The organism is Streptomyces sp. NPDC050085, assembly GCF_044460595.1.
GTDB lineage: Bacteria > Actinomycetota > Actinomycetes > Streptomycetales > Streptomycetaceae > Streptomyces.
Map to the genome: position 1 here is coordinate 163725 of NZ_JBITJZ010000001.1, position 18053 is coordinate 181777.

General features: G+C 71.7%; 14 protein-coding genes. 5 read left to right on the forward strand and 9 right to left on the reverse strand.

The window, feature by feature from the left end:
- Window positions 1-262: 262 nt before the first annotated feature.
- From ACIBUY_RS00690 to ACIBUY_RS00705, 4 genes are all read right to left on the reverse strand, one after another.
- A complete protein-coding gene (locus ACIBUY_RS00690) occupies window positions 263-1723 on the reverse strand; it encodes a M1 family metallopeptidase (protein WP_399151282.1) in 1461 nt (486 codons plus the stop codon).
- Between the two features lie 9 nt (window positions 1724-1732).
- Window positions 1733-3439, reverse strand: coding sequence for a hypothetical protein (locus ACIBUY_RS00695; RefSeq protein WP_399151283.1), 1707 nt, complete (start codon window positions 3437-3439; stop codon window positions 1733-1735).
- Between the two features lie 96 nt (window positions 3440-3535).
- Window positions 3536-4396 (reverse strand): carbohydrate ABC transporter permease, encoded by an 861-nt coding sequence (locus ACIBUY_RS00700; protein ID WP_399152134.1) that lies wholly within the window; start codon window positions 4394-4396, stop codon window positions 3536-3538.
- Between the two features lie 88 nt (window positions 4397-4484).
- Window positions 4485-5363: an ABC transporter permease gene (locus ACIBUY_RS00705; RefSeq protein ID WP_399152135.1), complete on the reverse strand. Its 879-nt coding sequence runs from the start codon at window positions 5361-5363 to the stop codon at window positions 4485-4487.
- 349 nt (window positions 5364-5712) lie between these two features.
- Between ACIBUY_RS00705 and ACIBUY_RS00710 the strand changes: the two genes are divergently transcribed.
- The 5 genes from ACIBUY_RS00710 (at window position 5713) to ACIBUY_RS00730 (ending at window position 13959) form a co-directional block, all read left to right on the forward strand.
- The gene (locus ACIBUY_RS00710; protein WP_399151284.1) at window positions 5713-6783 is read left to right on the forward strand and encodes a hydroxyacid dehydrogenase; all 1071 of its coding nucleotides are present in this window, start codon (window positions 5713-5715) and stop codon (window positions 6781-6783) included.
- Window positions 6784-6886: 103 nt separating this feature from the next.
- Window positions 6887-7999 carry a LacI family DNA-binding transcriptional regulator gene (locus ACIBUY_RS00715; protein ID WP_399151285.1) on the forward strand — a complete coding sequence of 371 codons (1113 nt, stop codon included), beginning with the start codon at window positions 6887-6889 and terminating at the stop codon, window positions 7997-7999.
- Between the two features lie 198 nt (window positions 8000-8197).
- On the forward strand, window positions 8198-9553 hold the full coding sequence (locus ACIBUY_RS00720; RefSeq protein ID WP_399151286.1) for a M60 family metallopeptidase: 1356 nt from the start codon (window positions 8198-8200) through the stop codon (window positions 9551-9553).
- A gap of 21 nt (window positions 9554-9574) precedes the next feature.
- Window positions 9575-11971, forward strand: coding sequence for a polysaccharide lyase 8 family protein (locus ACIBUY_RS00725; protein ID WP_399151287.1), 2397 nt, complete (start codon window positions 9575-9577; stop codon window positions 11969-11971).
- Window positions 11972-12051: 80 nt separating this feature from the next.
- On the forward strand, window positions 12052-13959 hold the full coding sequence (locus ACIBUY_RS00730) for a DUF2264 domain-containing protein (RefSeq protein WP_399151288.1): 1908 nt from the start codon (window positions 12052-12054) through the stop codon (window positions 13957-13959).
- 37 nt (window positions 13960-13996) lie between these two features.
- Here the strand turns inward: ACIBUY_RS00730 and ACIBUY_RS00735 are convergent, their stop codons facing one another.
- The 5 genes from ACIBUY_RS00735 to ACIBUY_RS00755 all read right to left on the reverse strand — a co-directional run bounded on the left by ACIBUY_RS00735 (window position 13997) and on the right by ACIBUY_RS00755 (window position 17935).
- On the reverse strand, window positions 13997-14578 hold the full coding sequence (locus ACIBUY_RS00735) for a GAF domain-containing protein (protein ID WP_365562259.1): 582 nt from the start codon (window positions 14576-14578) through the stop codon (window positions 13997-13999).
- Between the two features lie 25 nt (window positions 14579-14603).
- Window positions 14604-15203, reverse strand: a complete 600-nt coding sequence (locus ACIBUY_RS00740; RefSeq protein WP_365562256.1) for an ATP/GTP-binding protein — start codon at window positions 15201-15203, stop codon at window positions 14604-14606.
- Window positions 15181-15552, reverse strand: a complete 372-nt coding sequence (locus ACIBUY_RS00745) for a DUF742 domain-containing protein (RefSeq protein WP_365562254.1) — start codon at window positions 15550-15552, stop codon at window positions 15181-15183. The genes ACIBUY_RS00740 and ACIBUY_RS00745 overlap by 23 nt, the downstream gene beginning before the upstream one ends.
- A 2-nt stretch (window positions 15553-15554) precedes the next feature.
- Complete coding sequence (locus tag ACIBUY_RS00750; protein WP_365562252.1) at window positions 15555-15989, reverse strand: roadblock/LC7 domain-containing protein; 435 nt, start codon at window positions 15987-15989, stop codon at window positions 15555-15557.
- 113 nt (window positions 15990-16102) lie between these two features.
- Window positions 16103-17935, reverse strand: a complete 1833-nt coding sequence (locus ACIBUY_RS00755; protein WP_399151289.1) for a sensor histidine kinase — start codon at window positions 17933-17935, stop codon at window positions 16103-16105.
- Window positions 17936-18053: the final 118 nt, after the last annotated feature.

Here is an 18053-nt window from a genome sequence, read left to right on the forward strand (position 1 = left end):
ACGCAGCGCGGAGCCGCATCCGGCGGGGGATCCCCGCCGCGCTCACACCACGACGGAGGCACGGGCCCCGTGCGGCGCGGCGCGGCGATCCCGAGCGCACCCGGACGGCGGGGCGAATGCCCAGGTCCGAACAGCCCCGGTCCGAACACCCGGTCCGGACACCCGGTCCGGACACCCAGGTCACCCCAGACACGGGACCTCGCCCACGCGGGCCCCGGCGGGCGGAACGTGGGCCGACCCCTGTCCGGCCCCTGGCCGGGTGTCACGCCGCGGCGGACCAGTCCGGATGCCCCGGCATCGGCGGGTTCTTCGCACCGAAGAGCCAGTCCCGCAGGAACGCGTCGAGGGACCGGTCCCCGGCCACGTCGACCGCGTGCCGGATGAAGTCCTCGCTGGTGACCGTCCGGTCCTTGAAGCGGCGCGGCCACTGCCCCATGATCCGGTCGAACGTCCGCTGCCCGGCCTGGAGTCGGAGGGCGTACAGGACGAGGGCGCCGCCGTCGTAGATGTTGGTTCCGCCGAGCGCCTTGGGCAGTCCGGGCGGGCCGTCGCTCGCCCGGATCGCGTCGAGCTTCTCGTACGTCGTCTTCATCTTGTCGACCATCAGCGACCAGCCGCGCTCCTCGCTGTGGAGAGCGGCGTAGTACGTGGCGGGTCCCTCGTTCAGCCAGGCCTGCTGCCAGTCGTTCGGGGTCACACAGTCGCCGAACCACTGGTGGGTCAACTCGTGGACCATGGTGTTCTCGTACGTGGGGTTGCCGTCGGCGTTGAGCTTGAACCAGTTGGTGCCCATGAGGGTGAGCGTCGAGTTCTCGAGGGCGTCGGTGTACCCGTCGTAGATGTGGATGCCGTAGACGGAGAAGGGGTACGCCCCGAACTTCGCCTCCAGCCAGGCGAGATGGTCCGGCGTGCGGGCCACGATCGGGCCGTACTTGTCCTCCTGGCCCTGCGGGACGACGTGCCGCAGCGGCAGGCCCGTGTGCGAAGTGCCGTACAGGTACGTGCCCTTGACCACGGCGATGCCGAGCAGCTCGGTGGGCATGCGCTCGCGCAGCGCGAAGTGCCACACGGTCGAGCCGTCCGACCGTTTGTCCTTGCCGGTCAACCTGCCGTTGGCGGCGGCGACGTAGCCCTCGGGCGCCGAGATGTGGAACGTCCAGGTGGCTTTGTCGGACGGGGTGTCGTTGCACGGCAGGAAGGTGTCGGCGCGCGAGGACTGCACGGCGGAGGCGAAACCGCCGTCGGTGCCGAACTTCCAGCCGGACAGGCCGGTGCGGGGCGCCTTGCCGTTTCCGTGATAGGTGACGGTGGCCGTGAACGGCGCGTTCTCGTGCAGCGGCCGCGCCGGCGTGACGGTGAGCTCCTGGCCCGACTTGCCGACGGACAGGGCGAATTGAGCGGCGCGGCCGTTCACGGTGACCGCGTCGATCGTGTGGCCGTCGGTGTCCAGGTTGAAGGAGGACAGGTCCTGCGTGGCCCGGGCGGAGAGCGTGACCTCGCCCGTGAAGTCGTACGTCACGGGTGTGAAGTCGAAGGTCAGGTCGTAGTGCGTGACCTGGTAGCCGCCGTTGCCGAGGGTCGGGTAGAGCGGGTCTCCGACGCCGTCCGAGCCGGGCCGGGGGTCGAAGCCGTGGGCGGCGAACGCGGGTGGAGCCAGGACCGGTACGGACACGGCCGCGGCGACCGCGGCCGTGGTGAGGAATGAGCGTCTGCTGGAGGTCACGTCGTCCCCTTACTTGGAAGCCTTGGAAGCCTTGGAGGAGCTGGAGGAGCTGGAGGCCTGCTCGAACTCGGCGCGGCACGTGTCGCCGCCGGCGTTCCGCCACTTCTTGACGAGGGCGTCGTAGTCGGACATCGACTTGCGGCCGGTGATGATGTCCTTCTCGCCGTCCAACTGGATGGTGTAGAGGCTGCCGAGCCCCTTGGAGTCCCAGGTCGGTGAGGAGTAACTGAGGGTCGGGTCCTCGATGAGCTTCGGGATGAGTTTCGTATAGGCCTCGTGCGCGTACTTCGCGGCGTCCGGCTGCGTGGCGCTGAAGAGCGGCTGGCCGGCGGAGGCGAGCTTGGTCCACGGCACGGTGACGTCCTGGGCGCCCTGATCGGTGAGGACCGGGGTGCCGTCCTTGTCGCGCTTGTAGTCGGTGCCTTCGACTCCGTACGTCATGAGGGTGTACTCGACCGAACCGAACGGCGAGGCGGCGAAGTCGGCGAGCCTCAGGAGCTCCTTGACGCGCGACTCGCTCGCCTTGCTGATGTAGCAGTTCTGCAGCGAGACGTTGTCGGTCCACGTGACCGCCTTCTCGCCGACGGGCACCATGGGCCGCACGTCGAAGGTCTTGTCGATGGCCGCCATGGCGTCGACGTAGCCGGTGCCCGGGGTGAAGTAGCCGGGCATGCCGTCGTACACGTAGGCGGCCTTGCCGTTCTTGAACAGGTCGGTGTACTGGGCCTTCTGGGCGCCGGACATCTGCACGGTGCCGGGGTAGAAGCAGCCCGCCTTGTAGAGCTTGGCGAGGGTCTCGATGGCTTCCCGGTAGGCCGGGTCCTCCAGCTGGTACGTCCACTTGCCGGTGGTGTGGTCGCGCTTCCAGTAGTGCTGGCCGCCGTTCGACATCGCGAACAGGTTCTTGGCGCCGCCGGAGAAGAAGTACTGCTTCTTCTTCTGGTTCGTCAGCTCCTTGGCGAGCTCGACGAGCCGGTCGAGGCTGTCGATCTGGTCGAGGCTCGTGACGCCCGCCTTCGCGAACAGGTCGGCGCGGTAGAAGCCGGCGCCCGCGCTGCCCGCGCGGGCGATCGGGATGCCGTAGAGCTTGCCGCCCTTGATGGCGTCCTGCCAGGCGAACTTCGGGATCGCGGCGAGGTTCGGGTAGTCCTTGACCTTGTCGCCCGACAGGTGCGGGCCGAGGTCGGCACACTTGGTGCTCAGGAACGCCGCCATGTTGTCGACGCCGCCGGTCTCCGGGTACATGAAGATGTCCGGCAGCTGGTCGCCCGCGACCATCGTGGAGAACTTCGCGGGGTAGTCGTCCGCCGGCACGGCCGTGAAGTCGACCTCGGTGCCGAGCAGCTTCTCGATCGCCTGCCAGGCCGCGTTCTTGCCGCGCGCGGGCGGCAGGGGCGTGAAGGTCTCGGTGACGGCCGAGATCTTCTTGGCGCCCTTGAGCGGGGTGCCCTTGGTCGCACGGGTGAGCTCGGTCGGGTACTTCAGGTACGTGGCCGGCACCCCGGCCGCGGTGCCCGGCAGGTCGGCCGTGATGCCGATGTTGCGCACGGTGGTCGTCGGCAGCAGCGTGGCGCTCTTCGCTTCGGCCTTGGCGGCGGTGCCTCCGTCGCCGCACGCGGCGAGCAGCGGGGCGGCGGCGACGGTGAGACCGACCCCCGCGCCCCAGCGGAACAGGGTGCGGCGGTTGATGGACGTGGCCGGGTACATCGGGGGCATCGAGGGCTCCTCAACAAGGAGAGGGAAAGGGGAAGTCGGGGGGGTGCGAGGGACGGTGCACAGGACGGTGGGAGGGGGCGGTGCAAGGGGGGGCGGTCAGCCCTTGACGGCGCCGGTGAGCACGCCCTTGGTGAAGAACCGCTGGAGGAACGGGTAGACGAGCAGGATCGGCACGACCGCGATCACGAGGACGGCCATCTGCACGGCCTGCTGCGGGGCGACCGCCTCGCCCGCCGTCGCGGTGTCGATGCCCTGGCCCTGAAGGATGAAGGTCCGAAGGACCATGGGCAGCGGCCACTTCTCGTTGTCGCCGAGGTACAGCAGGGCGTTGAAGTACGCGTTCCAGTACGCGACCGCGTAGAAGAGTCCGACGACGGCGATGACCGCCTTGGACAGCGGCAGGACGACCTGGATCAGCGTGCGGAAGTCGCCCGCTCCGTCGACCTTCGCGGCGTCGTACAGCTCCTCGGGCAGGTTCATGAAGAACGCCCGCATGACGACCAGGTTGAAGGCGCTGACCATGGTGGGCAGGACGAGGGCGGCGAAGGTGTTGTAGAGCCCGAGTTCCTTCACCAGGAGGAAGTTGGGGATGACGCCCGCGTTGAACAGCATCGTGAACAGGGCCGTCATGAGGATGAAGCGGCCGCCGACGATGCCGCGCCGGGAGAGGCCGTACGCCATGCCGATGGTGGCGAGCAGGCTGCAGAGCGTGCCGAGGACGGTGATCCCGATGCTCACGAACAGCGCGCGGGTCACGCGGCCGCCCGTGAACGCGCTGCGGTAGGCGTCGAGGTTGGGATGGTCGGGCCACAGGACCAGGCCGTTGGACCGGATGATGTCGGCCTGCGAGGCGAAGCTGGTCCCGATCACGCCGAGCAGCGGGTACGCGACCAGGCCGACGACGATCACGAGGGCGAGGCCCTTGAAGAACAGGCCGAGTTTCGTGGGTCGTTCCATCCAGGGCGGACGGGCGCCGGAGGGGCGCAGGTCGCCGGCTGCCGGTGCGGTGGCGCGGGCCGGGCGGCGCGTCTTCACTGCGGTCGTCTCAACGGTCAGCACCGCGGTACACCCCTTCGTGGCCGAGTCGGTGGGCGAACTTGTTGGCGCCGATCACGAGCACCGTGCCGATCACGGCCTTGACCATGCCGACCGCGGCGGCGGTGCCCCACTGGTTGTCCTTGATGCCGTGGAAGTAGACGTAGGTGTCGAGGACTTCACCGGCGCCCGCGCCCACCGCGTCGCGCTGCAGCAGGATCTGCTCGAAGCCGACGGTGAGGATGTTGCCGAGGTTGAGGATCAGCAGGAGGACGAGCACCGGGGACAGGCCGGGCAGCGTGACGTGCCAGAAGCGGCGCCGGCGGGCGGCGCCGTCCATGGCCGCGGCCTCGTACAGGCCGCGGTCGATGGAGAGCAGCGCGGCAAGGATGATGATGGTGCCCCAGCCGGCGTCCTTCCACATGACCTGGAGCGCGAGCAGCCAGGGGAAGGCGTTCGGGTCGGTCATCATGTCGTAGCGCGGCAGGCCGATCGTTTCGAGCAGGTCGGGGACGACGCCCGCGCCGCCCAGGATCTGCTGGAAGATCGAGACGATGATGACCCATCCGATGAAGTGCGGCAGGTACACGACGCTCTGCACGAAGCGGCGCAGTTTGTCGCTGACGATGCTGTTGAGCAGCAGGGCGAGCCCGATCGGGACCGGGAAGAACAGGACCAGTTGGACGAGCGCGATCTTCAGCGTGTTGCCGGTCGCGGACCAGAAGTCGGGGTCGGCGAAGGCGTTCGTGAAGTTCGTGAAGCCGGACCAGGCGCTGTGCATGTAGCCCAGGTAGGGCTGGTAGTCCTGGAACGCCACCATGTAGCCGAGCAGCGGCACGTAGTGGAACACCACGAAGTACAGGAAGCCCGGCAGGCACAGCAGCAGCATGACCCTGTCGCGCTTGAGGCGCTGCCGGAGGGTCCTGCGGGGGACGGCGAGTGGTGGTGCCGCGGCGGATGGTGTGGGAGCAGTCATGGGGCGGTCCTGTTCGGCTTCGGCCGGCTGGCGCAAGAACTGCGGTACTGCGGCGGCAAGTTAGTAAGCGGTTAACCCCATCGTCAAGAGATGCGCGAAACAGCTGGGTTACGCGCACCTTTCAACATGCCTTTCCTGGCAGGCATTTCAGGCATCACTGGACAACTCCCTCCCTCAGAACGTCACTTGACCTTGACGGTCGAGCCGCACGCTCCCTAGCGTGCGGTCACGTCATAGAACACGTTTACTGTCCGGAGGCAGGGTGCGTACCACTGACGAAGTGCCGGTCGAGGCCGGGACCGCCGACGCCACACCGCCCCCGCGGCGACCCCGTACGGTTCTCGCGATGGACTCCGCGGCCGTCGACGACGTCTTCCCGCCGGCCGTACGGGTCCGCCTCGAGGAGACCGCGGACATCCAACCGCCGCACGTCGTACGGGAGTTCAGCAGCCCGCAGGCACGGGCCGCCCTGGCCGACTGCGAGGTCCTGCTGACCGGCTGGGGCTGCCCGGCCATCGACCGCGCCGTGCTCGACCGGGCGCCCCGACTGCGCGCGGTGATCCACGCGGCCGGCACCGTCAAGACGTTCCTGACCAGGGACGCGTACGAGCGGGGCATCACGGTCTCCTCGGCGGCCGCGGCCAACGCGGTGCCGGTCGCCGAGTTCACCCTCGCCGCGATCATCCTGGGAGCCAAGCGGGCCTTCCCCCTCGCCCACCTCTTCCGCACCCGGCGCACCCATCGCACCGGCGCCGACCTGGACCGGCACCACTGGATCGGCACCCGCGGCATCACCGTCGGCGTGGTCGGCGCCTCGCGGATCGGCCGCCGGGTCGTCCAGCTCCTGCGCTCCCTCGACGCCGAGGTGCTGCTGTACGACCCCTACGTCGGCGACGCCGAGGCCGAACTGCTCGGCGCGACCCGCACCGACCTGGACACGCTCGTCGCCACCAGCGACGTCGTGACCCTGCACGCGCCCGACACCGACGAGACCCGGCAGCTGCTCGACGCCCGGCGGCTCGGCATGATGCGCCCGGGCGCGCTGCTCGTGAACACCGCGCGCGGCCCGCTCGTGGACACCGAGGCCCTCACCGCGCACCTGGTCAGCGGCCGGATCGATGCCGTGCTCGACGTCACGGACCCGGAGCCGCTGCCGCTCGACCACCCGCTGTGGAACCTGCCCAACGTCTTCATCACCCCGCACATGGCGGGCGCCCAGGGCAACGAGGTGGGGCGGCTCGGCGCCCTCGCCGTCGACGAACTGGCACGGTACGCGCGCGGGGTGCCGCTGAACCACCCCGTGCTCCTCGAGGACCTGGAGCGCATCGCGTGACCGGCCGCACGCCGCACCGCTTAGGCTCTGCAGCGGGCGGACGACCAGCGCGGGGCGGCGGACGCGCCCCGCGGACCAGCACGAGCATCAGGGGGTGAATCGGATGTCCCGGCAGAGTTCCACGGCACCCGGAGACGGCAGGGCGGCCGGCCGACGGCGCGCGACCGTCGTCGACGTGGCCAAGCACGCCGGCGTCTCCACGGCGACCGTGTCCCGTGTGATGAACCGCAACTATCCGGTGGCCGCCGAGACCCGCGAGCGCGTCGAAGCGGCGATGCGCGAGCTCGGCTATGTGGTCAACGCCCACGCCCGGGCCCTCGCCGGCGTCTCCGGCCGCACGGTCGGCATCATCGTCAGCGAACTGATCGACCCCTTCTACGCGTACATCGCACGCGGCGTGGAGCGCGAGGCCACCGACGGCGGACGCCTGTGCCTGGTCTGCTGCACCCAGGGCGAACCGCAGCGCGAGCTCGCCTTCATCGAGCTGATGCACGAGCGGCGCGCGGACGCCGTGGTGCTCGTCGGCGGCAGCGTCGACGACCGGGCGTACAAGGCGGAACTGGCGCGCCGCGCCCGGGAGTTGGACGCGGGCGGCTCCAAGCTCGTGCTGTGCGGCCGTCCGTCGATCGGCGCGGACGCGCCCACGGTCGGGGTGGAGTACGACAACGAGGGCGGCGCCTTCGCCCTCACCGACCACCTCATCTCCCAGGGGCACGAGCGGATCCTGTACCTCGGCGGTCCGCCGGGCCTGTCCACGGCCATGGACCGGCTCGCCGGGCACCGCCGTGCACTGGAGCTGCGCGGTGTCGCGCGCGATCCCGAGCTCGAGCAGCCCGGCGCGTTCAGCCGCGCCTTCGGCTATCGGCGCATGACCGAACTCCTGCGGGAGGGCCCGCGGTTCACGGCCGTCTTCGCCGCGAACGACATCGTGGCGGCCGGTGCGGCGCAGGCGCTCGAGGAGGCCGGGGTATGCATCCCGCAGGACGTGTCGCTGGTCGGCTACGACGACATCCCGGTGGCGCAGGAGCTGCGGCCGCGCCTGACGACGGTGCGGATCCCGCTGGAGGAGATGGGCCGCCAGGCCGTGCGGGTCGCGCTCAACGGGGGCGACGAGGACGACTGGCGCGCGCCCACCACCGGCACGCTGCGGCTCGGCACGCACCTCGTGGTCCGGGACTCGGTGGCCCCGCCACCGGCGCGCCGCCGCCCGGTCTGAGCCGCAGCACCGGCCCACCGGATGCACAATCCTGCTCGCATCCGGCCCTGTTGACGTAGTAACGAACAGAAACTCTCCGGACCCTCTTGCGGTCGGATAGCAAACGCTTACATGCTGGCGCGCAGCTCGCACGCTCGTCCCGCCCATCACCCCGACGTTCCTCGTCCCCATGGGAGTCCCCGGATGCGCCCTGCCCCCTTGCCCCGTCACGCCCTCGCCGACTCCCGCGGCCCCGGTCGCCGTGCCGTGCTCGCCGGACTCGCGGGGGTCGGTGCCGCCGCGGTCGTCGGCGCCGGCGCGACCGCCGCCGCGGCCGCTCCGTGTGCCGACGCCCTGCTGGTCAGAGCGTTCCCGGACGCCGAGTCGGAGCGGCTGCGGCTGGCCACCACCTACCGCGGCAGCGACTTCGTCGCGACCGGCCACTACGCCCCCGCGGGCGCGCAGCTCACGGTCCGGGTGCAGGCGCTCGACGGGGTCCTGCCGACGCTGCACATCGGCACCTTCGACAACCACCCCGACAACCCGGACCTCATGACGCCCCGCGCGACCACCCTGGCCGAGGGCGTCAACACCGTCAGCGACCCCTACGGCGGCCCGATCCACCTGCGCCTGCCCGGCCACGGGGAGCGCGCCCGGGTCACCTTCGTCCAAGGCGCCGTGCGCATGCCGACGTTCGTCCTGGGCACCACCACCGAGGCCCAGTTCCAGAAGCAGCTCGACACCTTCACCGACTCGCTGTACGTCGAACTGTCCTCGCCGCACGCCCTCGTGACCGTGACCCGGGCGAACTTCCTGCCCTACCGCGCCGAGGACCACACCGCGCTGATGCAGACCTTCGAGAAGGTCATCGCCTCCCATGCCGAGGTCGCCGGGCTCGACGGCTCCGCCCCGCTGCACCGGCGCAAGGCGGGCCCCTACCAGTTCAGCGAGGTCCCGAAGGTGCCCGCCGGGGTCGGCGCGTACGCCACGCACTACTACAACGCCTTCCCGCCCGCCTACTTCGACCGGCTGCTGACCGTCCAGGGCCTCAACACGCGCGGGTGGGGGCTGTACCACGAACTCGGCCATCTGCACCAGCAGTTCGCCTGTCGCCCGTCCGGTCTGACCGAGGTCACCGTCAACATCTACTCCCTGGCCGCACAGCGCGTCCTCGGGCAGCCCTCCAACCTCCTGACCCCGGACGCGAAGACCGGGCTCACCCCGTTCCAGTCCGCGCTGCCGAAGCTCGGCACGCCCGGGCTCGCCTTCGGCACGTCGTTCGGCGCGTACGAGAAGCTCGTGTCGCTGCGCCAGCTGGAGCTCGCCTTCGGCACGGACATCTGGCCGCGCCTGCACCGGCTGATCCGCACCGAGAACCCGCAGTCCGACTGGCAGACCCAGGACGCGCTGCGCTGGACGAACTTCGCGGTGTACACGAGCCGCGTCACCGGCTACGACCTCACCGACTTCCTCGTGTCCAAGTGGGCGTACCCGATCGACGCCGAGGGGCTCTCCACGCTGGCCGCGCTCGGCCTGCCGAAGCCGCCCGTCGACCCGGCCACCCTGTCCGACTGAGCCGGAGGGCGACGACCGACCATGGACCTGACCCGACGCCAGTCCCTCACGCTCGCCGGAGCGGGCGCCGCCGCGGCCCTCCTCCCGGTGGCGGGCTCCGCCGCCGCGGCCGACGCGGCCGACGCAGACCCGTACGAGCCACTCCTCGCGCGCGCCGAACAGCAGCTCACCGGCGGCCCGTTCGACCCCAACGACCCCGATTTCGCGGCCGCCCTCACCGCGCTGGACACGCAAGCCGCCGCCTGGTGGGGGCAGCTCGACACGTCGGCGGGCCGCACCGCCCTGTGGGCGGACCTGTCCCCCGCCTCCGATCCCGGCATGTTCGGCCAGAGCTACCAGCGGCTGCGCACGCTCGCCACCGCCTGGGCCACCCCGGGCACCTCGCTGTCCGGTGACGCGGCCGTACTCGCCGGGCTCCTCGACGCCCTGCGCTACGTGGGCACGGCCGGCTACCGCGCCGACCGGTCCGAGTCCGGCAACTGGTGGTTCTGGGAGATCGGCGCACCCCGGGCGCTCATGGACACCTGCGTCCTGCTGCGCGCGCACCTGCCCGCCGAGGACCTCGCCGCGTCCGTGCGGACCGTCGCCCGCTTCGTCCCGGACGCGGACCGCCGCACCAACTCCCCCACGCTCGCCGAGACCGGCGCCAACCGCGCCGACAAGGCCGTCATCGTCGCCCTGCGCGGCCTGCTCGCCCGGGACGCGGCCACGCTGGTGCTCGCCCGCGACGCCCTGTCCGACGTCCGCGACCAGGGGCGCAACAGCCTCTTCCAGTACGTCGCTTCGGGCGACGGGTTCTACGCCGACGGCTCCTTCGTGCAGCACGGCAACGTGGCCTACACGGGCACCTACGGCAGTGTCCTGCTCGGCAGTGCGGGCCAGCTCATCGCCCTGCTCGCCGGGTCCGCCTGGGCTGTTGCCGACCCGGCGGTCTCGGTGCTCCACGAGGCCGTCGACCGGACCTTCGCTCCCTTCCTGTTCGACGGCGTGATGATGGACGCCGTGCGCGGCCGTGCGATATCGCGCGAACGGGCCCGCGACCACACCGACGGCGCCGTGACCGTCTCCTGCATACTCCAACTCGCCGAAGGCGCACCGCAGTCGTACGCGGACCGCTGGCGTGCGGCGGCCAAGGGCTGGATCCTGCGCAACAAGGAGACCCCGTACACGAGCCTCGTCGGCGTCCCCGCGCTCGCGCGTGCGAAGGCCGTGCTCGACGATCCGGCCGTGCGGCCCGCGCAGCGGAGCACCGGGCACTTCGTCCTCGCCGACATGGACCGCGTCGTGCACCGGCGGCCCGGCTGGGCGTGCGCCCTGTCGCTGTCCTCGAAGCGCATCGCCGCCTACGAGGCGGGCAACGGCGAGAACCTGCACGGCTGGTACACCGGCGACGGCATGACGTACCTGTACGACGGCGACGACCTCGACGCCTTCGGTGACGCCTTCTGGCCGACCGTCGACCCGTACCGGCTGCCGGGCACGACGGTGGACACCCGCTCCCGCACCGACCTCGGCACGGGCGGCGGAACCGGCACGTTCCGCCCGGCCAACGCCGTGGCGGGCGGCGCCGTCCTCGACGCCCGCCACGGCGCGGCCGCCATGCAGCTGATCGCCGACGGATCGACCCTGCGCGCCAAGAAGGCGTGGTTCTTCGTCGACAACGCGGTCGTCGCGCTCGGCGCGGACATCACGGCGAGCGACGGCCGCACGATCGAGACGGTCGTGGAGAACCGCAATCTGCACGGCGGCACCGCACCCCGGCTCGTCGTCGACGGACGGCCCCAGCCCACCACGCAGGGGTGGTCGGCCTCCCTCCCGGACGCGCACTGGGCGCATCTGGAGGGCACCGGCGGCTTCGTCTTCCCCGCCGGCGGACCCCTGCACGCCCTGCGCGAGGAACGCACCGGCACCTGGCGCGCCCTCAACACCGGTGCGGACACCGGCGGCAGCACCACCCCGGTCACCCGCCGCTACGCCACTCTCTGGTTCGACCACGGCACCTCCCCCTCCTGCGCCACCTACGCCTATGTCCTGCTTCCGGGTGCGACCGCTGCCGCCACCGCGGTCTGGTCCCGCTCCCGGCCGATGCGGATCCTCGCCAACGACGCCACCGTCCAGGCCGTCACCGCACCCCGGCTCGGGCTGCTCGCCGCGCACTTCTGGACGGCGGGCACCGTCGACGGGCTGCGATCGGACGGGCCCGGCACCGTGCTCGTGCGCCACGACGGCCGCACCTGGTCGGTCGCCGTCGCGGATCCCGGCCGTACGGGGACGACCCTGACCGTCCAACTCCCCTTCCCCGTGAGCCGCGTGGTCCGGGCCGACGACACGGTCACGCTCACCCCGGGGCGCCGTCCGGTCCTCACCGTCCGGGTCGGCGGTTCACGGGGTCACACGCACACCGCTCAACTGGCTTGACGCCAGGCACACTTCAGTGACCGGACATCCAGCCGTCCCGCGTCTGCACCGCACGCCGATCGAGGAGCCAGCGAACCATCATGCCCGCCCCGCACTTCTCCCTGCCGCCCACCGACCGCGTCCGCTCCCCGCTGACGGGCTGGACGCGGGCGCACTGGGAGGCCCTGGCCGACCGGCAGCTGGACGCCCTGCTGCCGTACGCGACTCCGGGCCTCGCCCAGTACCGGCTGCCGGGGCGGGCCAGCTGGTCCGGGGTCGTCTCGGACGGGCTCGAAGGGTTCGCTCGGACATTTCTGCTGGCCTCCTTCCGGATAGCGGGCGCGGGCGGCGGGGACGACGATCCCGCCGTTTCCCCCTTGATCGAACGGTATACGCAGGGTCTGACAACGGGCACGGACCGTGACAGCGGCGAGGCCTGGCCCGAACTCACGGACTGCTCCCAGCAGATGGTCGAGGCCGCCTCGATCGCGATCGGGCTGCACGAGACCCGCCCCTGGATCTGGGACCGGCTCGACACCCGGGTCCAGGAACGGGTCGTCGACTGGTTCTCGGGGTTCGTCGGCGGCCGCACCTGGGACAACAACTGGCGCCTGTTCCAAGTGGTGTCGGAGCAGTTCCTGGCGTCGGTCGGCGCCCCGTACAGCCAGAGCGACATCGACGGCGGACTCGACCGGATCGAGGACTGGTACGTCGGCGACGGCTGGTACACGGACGGCGACGGCCGCAACTTCGACTACTACATCGGCTGGGCGATGCACCTGTACCCGCTGCTGTGGGCCCGCATGACAGGTCCCGAGGGCGACGGCGGCCGCGGCAAGGTCTACCGCGAGCGACTGACCCAGTTCCTCACCACGTACCCGCGGTTCTTCGGCGGGGACGGTGCGCCCGTGCACCAGGGCCGCTCCCTGACCTACCGGTTCGCGGCGACCGCCCCCGTGTGGATGGGCGCCCTGGCCGACTGCACGCCGCTCGCGCCCGGCCTCACCCGCCGCCTCGCCTCGGGCACCGCCCGGCACTTCGTGGAGCGCGGGGTGCCGGACGAGCGGGGGCTGCTGCCGCTGGGCTGGTACGACACGTTCCTGCCCGCCACCCAGGCGTACTCGGGGCCCGCATCCCCGTACTGGGCGAGCAAGGGCTTCCTGGGGCTGCTGCTGCCCGCGGACCACCCGGTGTGGACGGAGCGCGAACTCCCGCTGCCCGTCGAGCAGTCCGAGCGGGCCGATCACTGCACGGCGCTGCCCGCACCCGGCTGGCTGCTGCACGGCACCCCGCACGACGGCATCGTCCGCCTGATCAACCACGGCAGCGACCACAACGCACTCGACGGGCCCGCCACCGACGACCCGCACTACGCCAAGCTCGCCTACTCCACGGCCACCGCACCCGAGTCCGCGGCGCACGCCTGGGCGCGCACCATCGACAACCACCTGGCCCTGATCGCCCCCGACGGCACGCCCTCGCGCCGCCTCCGCATCCACCCCCTCACCTGCGAGGGACGCCGCGCCTCTTCCCGTCACCACGCTCAACTGCCGGGCAGTGACGAAGAGTTCCCGATCGAGTCGACGAGCGTGCTGCACGGGCCGTGGGAGCTGCGCGTGCACCGGGTCCAGGCTCCGGCGGGCGTCACCGTCCGCGAGGGCGGGTACGCGGTCGCCGACGCGGTCCGGCCGCAGGCCGAGCAGGGTCCCGGCTGGGCACTGACCCGCACCGAGTCGGGCCTGACGAGCGCGCTGGTGGCCCTGTACGGCTGGGACGAGGAGGCCTGCGTCGCGCGCGAGGTCGAGGCCAACGCGTACGGACCGCACTCCGCGACCCCGTACCTGCGCAGCCCACGGCATCCCGGCGGAGCGAGCGTCCACGTCACGCTGGTCGCCCTGACCCGCGACCTCGTCCACCCGCAGGCACTGCGCGAGGCGGTCGACTGCGCCGTGGACGAGGACGGGCAGGTGCACCTCACGTTCCCGGACGGCGAGACGGTCACGGTGTAAGTACGTGAGCGCCTGAGTGCCTGCGGGTCGGGGCCGGTCACACCATGAGGTCCCCGCGCCGTCGCACCACGTCCATGAGCTCCCTGGCCATGGCTTTGATGGTCTCGAGCCCGGCCCGTCCCCACGGGCACGGTTCGGTGTCCACCACGCACACGGTGCCGAGCGCGAGGCCCGTACGGTCGTCGATCAAGGGCGCGCCCAGATAGGAGCGGATTCCGATCTCGTCGACCACAGGGTTGCCCGCGAACCGCGGGTAGTCGCACACGTCTTCAAGGACGAGCGCTTTGCGCCGTGCGACTACATGAGGGCAGTAGCCGTGGTCGCGCGCCATGTAGCGCCCCGTCCCGCCGGCGGCGGACTCGGCGGCCACCGCGCCGAGTTCGCCGCCGCGGTGGTCGCCGTCCGGTGTGTGCAGTCCGGCGAAGAACTGCCGGTTCTCGTCGATGAAGTTGACCATGCCGTACGGCGCTCCGGTCACCTCGGCGAGCCGGTCCGCGAACAGGTCGAAGGCCGGTTCCGGACGCTGTCCCAGGTCGAGGCGGCGCAGTCGGCGGGCCCGCTCGGGCCCTTCCCGGTCGACCGGTGTCAGCAGCAGCCGCCCGGTCGCGTCGTACGTCATGCGGCGGCTCCGCGGCGATCGACCGTCATGTGTGGACCCCGAAGCCCGAGGCCGTCGGGGCGGCATGGGCCAGCAGGTGACGGACCAGCTGCAGCAGGGTCTGGATGCCGGAGCTCGAGATGCGCGCGTCGCACCGCACGACCGGCACCTCGGGGTCGAGGTCGATGGCGGCGCGCACCTCCTCGGGTTCGTAGCGGTAGGCACCGTCGAACTCGTTGACCGCCACGATGAAGCCCATCCCGCGCTCCTCGAAGAAGTCGACGGCGGCGAAGCAGTCCTCGAGGCGGCGGGTGTCGGCGAGGATCACCGCGCCGAGGGCGCCCTCGGACAGCTCGTCCCACATGAACCAGAAGCGCTCCTGCCCGGGCGTGCCGAACAGGTACAGCACGTGTTCCGGGTCGAGGGTGATGCGTCCGAAGTCCATGGCGACGGTCGTCTCGACCTTGTTCTCGATGCCGTCGAGGTCGTCGGTCGCGGCGCTGACGGTGGTGAGCAGCTCTTCGGTGCTGAGCGGGGCGATTTCGCTGACCGCACCGACGAAGGTGGTCTTGCCGACCCCGAACCCGCCCGCGACCAAGATCTTCAGTGCGGTGGGGAAGGGGTCAGAGCTGTCGTCGTAGTCCATCGAGCACTGCCTCCAGTAGGGACCGGTCAGTGGGGTTTTCGTGGAACATGGGGGGCTTGGTGGTGAGCGCCCCGCAGTCGACGAGGTCGGACAGCAGGACCTTGGTGACGACCGCGGGAAGTTTCAGGTGGCCGGCGATCTCCGCGACCGATGTGGGCTGGGCGCACAGTTCGAGCGCTTGGTTGTGTTCGGGCCCCAGGTAGCCGAGGGGTGTCGTCCCGGTCGCCATGACCTGGGACAGCAGGTCCATCGACGTGCTCGGCCGGGTGCGCCCGTTGCTGATCGTGTACGGGCGCACGAGCCGGCCCGCGGCGCCGTCGAGCCACGGCCCGTCCTGCGGGGCCGACACCCTCAATTCCTCATCGCCGTGGGTTCGGCCGAGTGCTGCCGCGGTGCCGTCACCAGGTAGGGGCGCACGCTCTTGACGAGCATGGCCATCTCGTAGCCGAGGACGGCCGCGTCGGCCTCCCGTCCGGCGAGCACCGCGAGGCAGGTGCCGGACCCGGCGGTCGACACGAACAGCAGCGTCGAGTCCAGTTCCACGACCACCTGCCGGACGTCTCCGCCGTCCCCGAACCGCACACCGGCGCTGCGGCCGAGCGAGTAGAGCCCGGAGGCGAGGGCCGCCATGTGGTCGGCGCTGTCGGCGTCGAGCCCGTGCACGGACTTGACGAGACCGTCGGAGGACAGCAGCACGGCGCTGTGGGTGTGGGGAACGCGCTGGACGAGGCCGCTCATCAGCCAGTCGAGATCGGACACATGACCCGTCGGCACATCGCTCGCCATGGGGGATCGACTCCTTGGTGGACTGCTGGGTGTGGTGCTGGTCGGGGGGACGGCGGGGGCGGGACGCGGCCCGCCGGGTATCGCCTCGCGGTGCGCCGCCGCGGGTGCGGGGGTCATCCGGTACGGCCGCTCTCGTCGTCCCCGGGCCGCGGCGGCGTGCCGGGCATCTGGCGCGGCTCGGCCGCCTCGGCGAGGGTGATGCCGCGCTGGAACGCGGCCATGAGCCCGGGGTCGTGCCCGACCGGCGGTTCGTCGTCCGGGCGCTGGGCGGGGCCGCCGCGCAGTTGCGGGGCGAGGTGCTCCTGGGCTCTGCGGCGCGGGAGTTGGGGGCGGCCCATGGTGCCGCGCACCGGGGTGGGCGGGGTATCGGCGTGTGCGGCGTGCTCGGCGGCGGCCTGCCGGTCCTCGGGCCGGATGCCGGGCAGCGCGTCGGCGGGGGTGGGCCGCGGGTCGCCCGTGTGGCGCTGCGGCAGCGGTGCGGGTCCGTGCACGCCCGGTGACGCCGCCCCGGTGCGCGGCTGACGCGGCACGGCGGCGACGGCCCCGTGCGGCGCGGCCGGGGCGGCCGGGGCGGCCTGCACGGGCTGGTTCTGCGGAGCTGCCGCCGGCTGGACGCCGGAGGGGTGGACGAGTGCGCTGTGCCCGTTGGCCGCCGCGGCCCCGGGCGCGAGGACGCTGTCGGCGGTCGCCGCGGCGGCGGCCCGGCGGACGTGGGGCGCTCTGTCGGCCCCGTCGTCCCGGTCGGCGCCGAGCAGCCCCTGCGGGAGCACGAGGACGGCCTGGACGCCGCCGTAGATGTTGGTCTGCAGCCGTACGGTGATGCCGTGGCGCCGCGCGAGCTGCGAGACGACGAAGAGCCCGATGCGCCCGTCCTGGAGCAGGCTCGCCACGTTGACCTGGTCGGGGTCGGCGAGCAGCGCGTTCATCTTGTTCTGCTCGGTGACGGGCATGCCGAGGCCCCGGTCCTCGACCTCGACGGCAAGCCCTGAGGTCACCAGGTTGGCGCGGAGCAGGACTTGGGTGTGCGGGGCGGAGAACACCGTGGCGTTCTCGACGAGTTCGGCGAGCAGGTGGATGCAGTCGGCGACGGCGTGCCCGCGCAGGGTGCCGTCGATCGGCGGCACGAGTTTGACGCGGGAGTACTGCTCGACCTCGGCGATCGCGGAGCGCATCACTTCGGTCATGGAGACGGGGTGGCTCCACTGGCGGCGCGAGACGGCGCCGCCCAGTACGGCGAGGTTCTCCGCGTGCCTGCGGATGCGGGTCGCCAGGTGGTCGACGTGGAAGAGGCCCTTGAGCAGGTCGGGGTCCTCGACGTCGTTCTCCAGGTCGTCGAGGATCGAGATCTCGCGGTGCACCAGGGACTGCAGGCGCCGTGCGAGGTTCACGAAGACCTCGACCTTCTGCTGGCTGCCCGCCTGGCTGGACAGCTGGGTGGCCTGGACGACGGCGGTCACGGCGACGTCCTGGGCGCGCGCGAGATCGGCGGCGAGCTGGTCGAAGTCGTCGGCGCCCGGCGCGAGCGGCTTGGGCGCGCGACGCGGCGGAGGACCTTCGCCCTTGCGCAACTGGTCGACGAGTCCGCGCAGTTCGGCCTGCCCGCGCGCGCTGGTGCGGCGCAGGGACACGACCCGGTCGCGCACGGCGGTGGCGGCCCGGTCGGCGGCGACGGCCGCGATGACGATCCCCGCGACGGTCACGAGACAGGCCCCGGCGAGCACGCTCCACAGCGCGAGGCCGGGGCGCGCGCCGGTGGAACGCACGGTGAACAGCACGGCCGCGCACGCGCTGAGCGCCACCGCGAGCGGCGGCAGCACGGCCAGGCGCAGCAGTTGGGACCGTATGTGGGTCTCGGCCGGGTGCGGCGCGGCCCGCCCGGCCGGCCTGCCGTGCCGACCGCTTTCGCGACGGTCTGCGCGAGCGGGCGGCTGGCGGAGCTGAGACATACGGCGTCCTCGTCCTCGGTTTCTGGGAGGCTGTGGCAGAACGGCGCGACGACAGGCAGGGGCGACCGGGCGTCGCGCGGCGGGCACTCACGGTAGTCGTCAACGCCTCATGTGCGGT

Bases quoted from the DNA above. Each gene is read 5' to 3' on its own strand.
- ACIBUY_RS00725 (WP_399151287.1), top strand. From the start codon at position 9,575: ATGGACCTGACCCGACGCCAGTCCCTCACGCTCGCCGGAGCGGGCGCC.
- ACIBUY_RS00735 (WP_365562259.1), bottom strand. From the start codon at position 14,578: ATGACGTACGACGCGACCGGGCGGCTGCTGCTGACACCGGTCGACCGG.
- ACIBUY_RS00715 (WP_399151285.1), top strand. From the start codon at position 6,887: ATGTCCCGGCAGAGTTCCACGGCACCCGGAGACGGCAGGGCGGCCGGC.
- ACIBUY_RS00705 (WP_399152135.1), bottom strand. From the start codon at position 5,363: ATGCTGCTGCTGTGCCTGCCGGGCTTCCTGTACTTCGTGGTGTTCCAC.
- ACIBUY_RS00740 (WP_365562256.1), bottom strand. From the start codon at position 15,203: ATGGACTACGACGACAGCTCTGACCCCTTCCCCACCGCACTGAAGATC.
- ACIBUY_RS00730 (WP_399151288.1), top strand. From the start codon at position 12,052: ATGCCCGCCCCGCACTTCTCCCTGCCGCCCACCGACCGCGTCCGCTCC.
- ACIBUY_RS00755 (WP_399151289.1), bottom strand. From the start codon at position 17,935: ATGTCTCAGCTCCGCCAGCCGCCCGCTCGCGCAGACCGTCGCGAAAGC.
- ACIBUY_RS00700 (WP_399152134.1), bottom strand. From the start codon at position 4,396: ATGGAACGACCCACGAAACTCGGCCTGTTCTTCAAGGGCCTCGCCCTC.
- ACIBUY_RS00750 (WP_365562252.1), bottom strand. From the start codon at position 15,989: ATGGCGAGCGATGTGCCGACGGGTCATGTGTCCGATCTCGACTGGCTG.
- ACIBUY_RS00695 (WP_399151283.1), bottom strand. From the start codon at position 3,439: ATGCCCCCGATGTACCCGGCCACGTCCATCAACCGCCGCACCCTGTTC.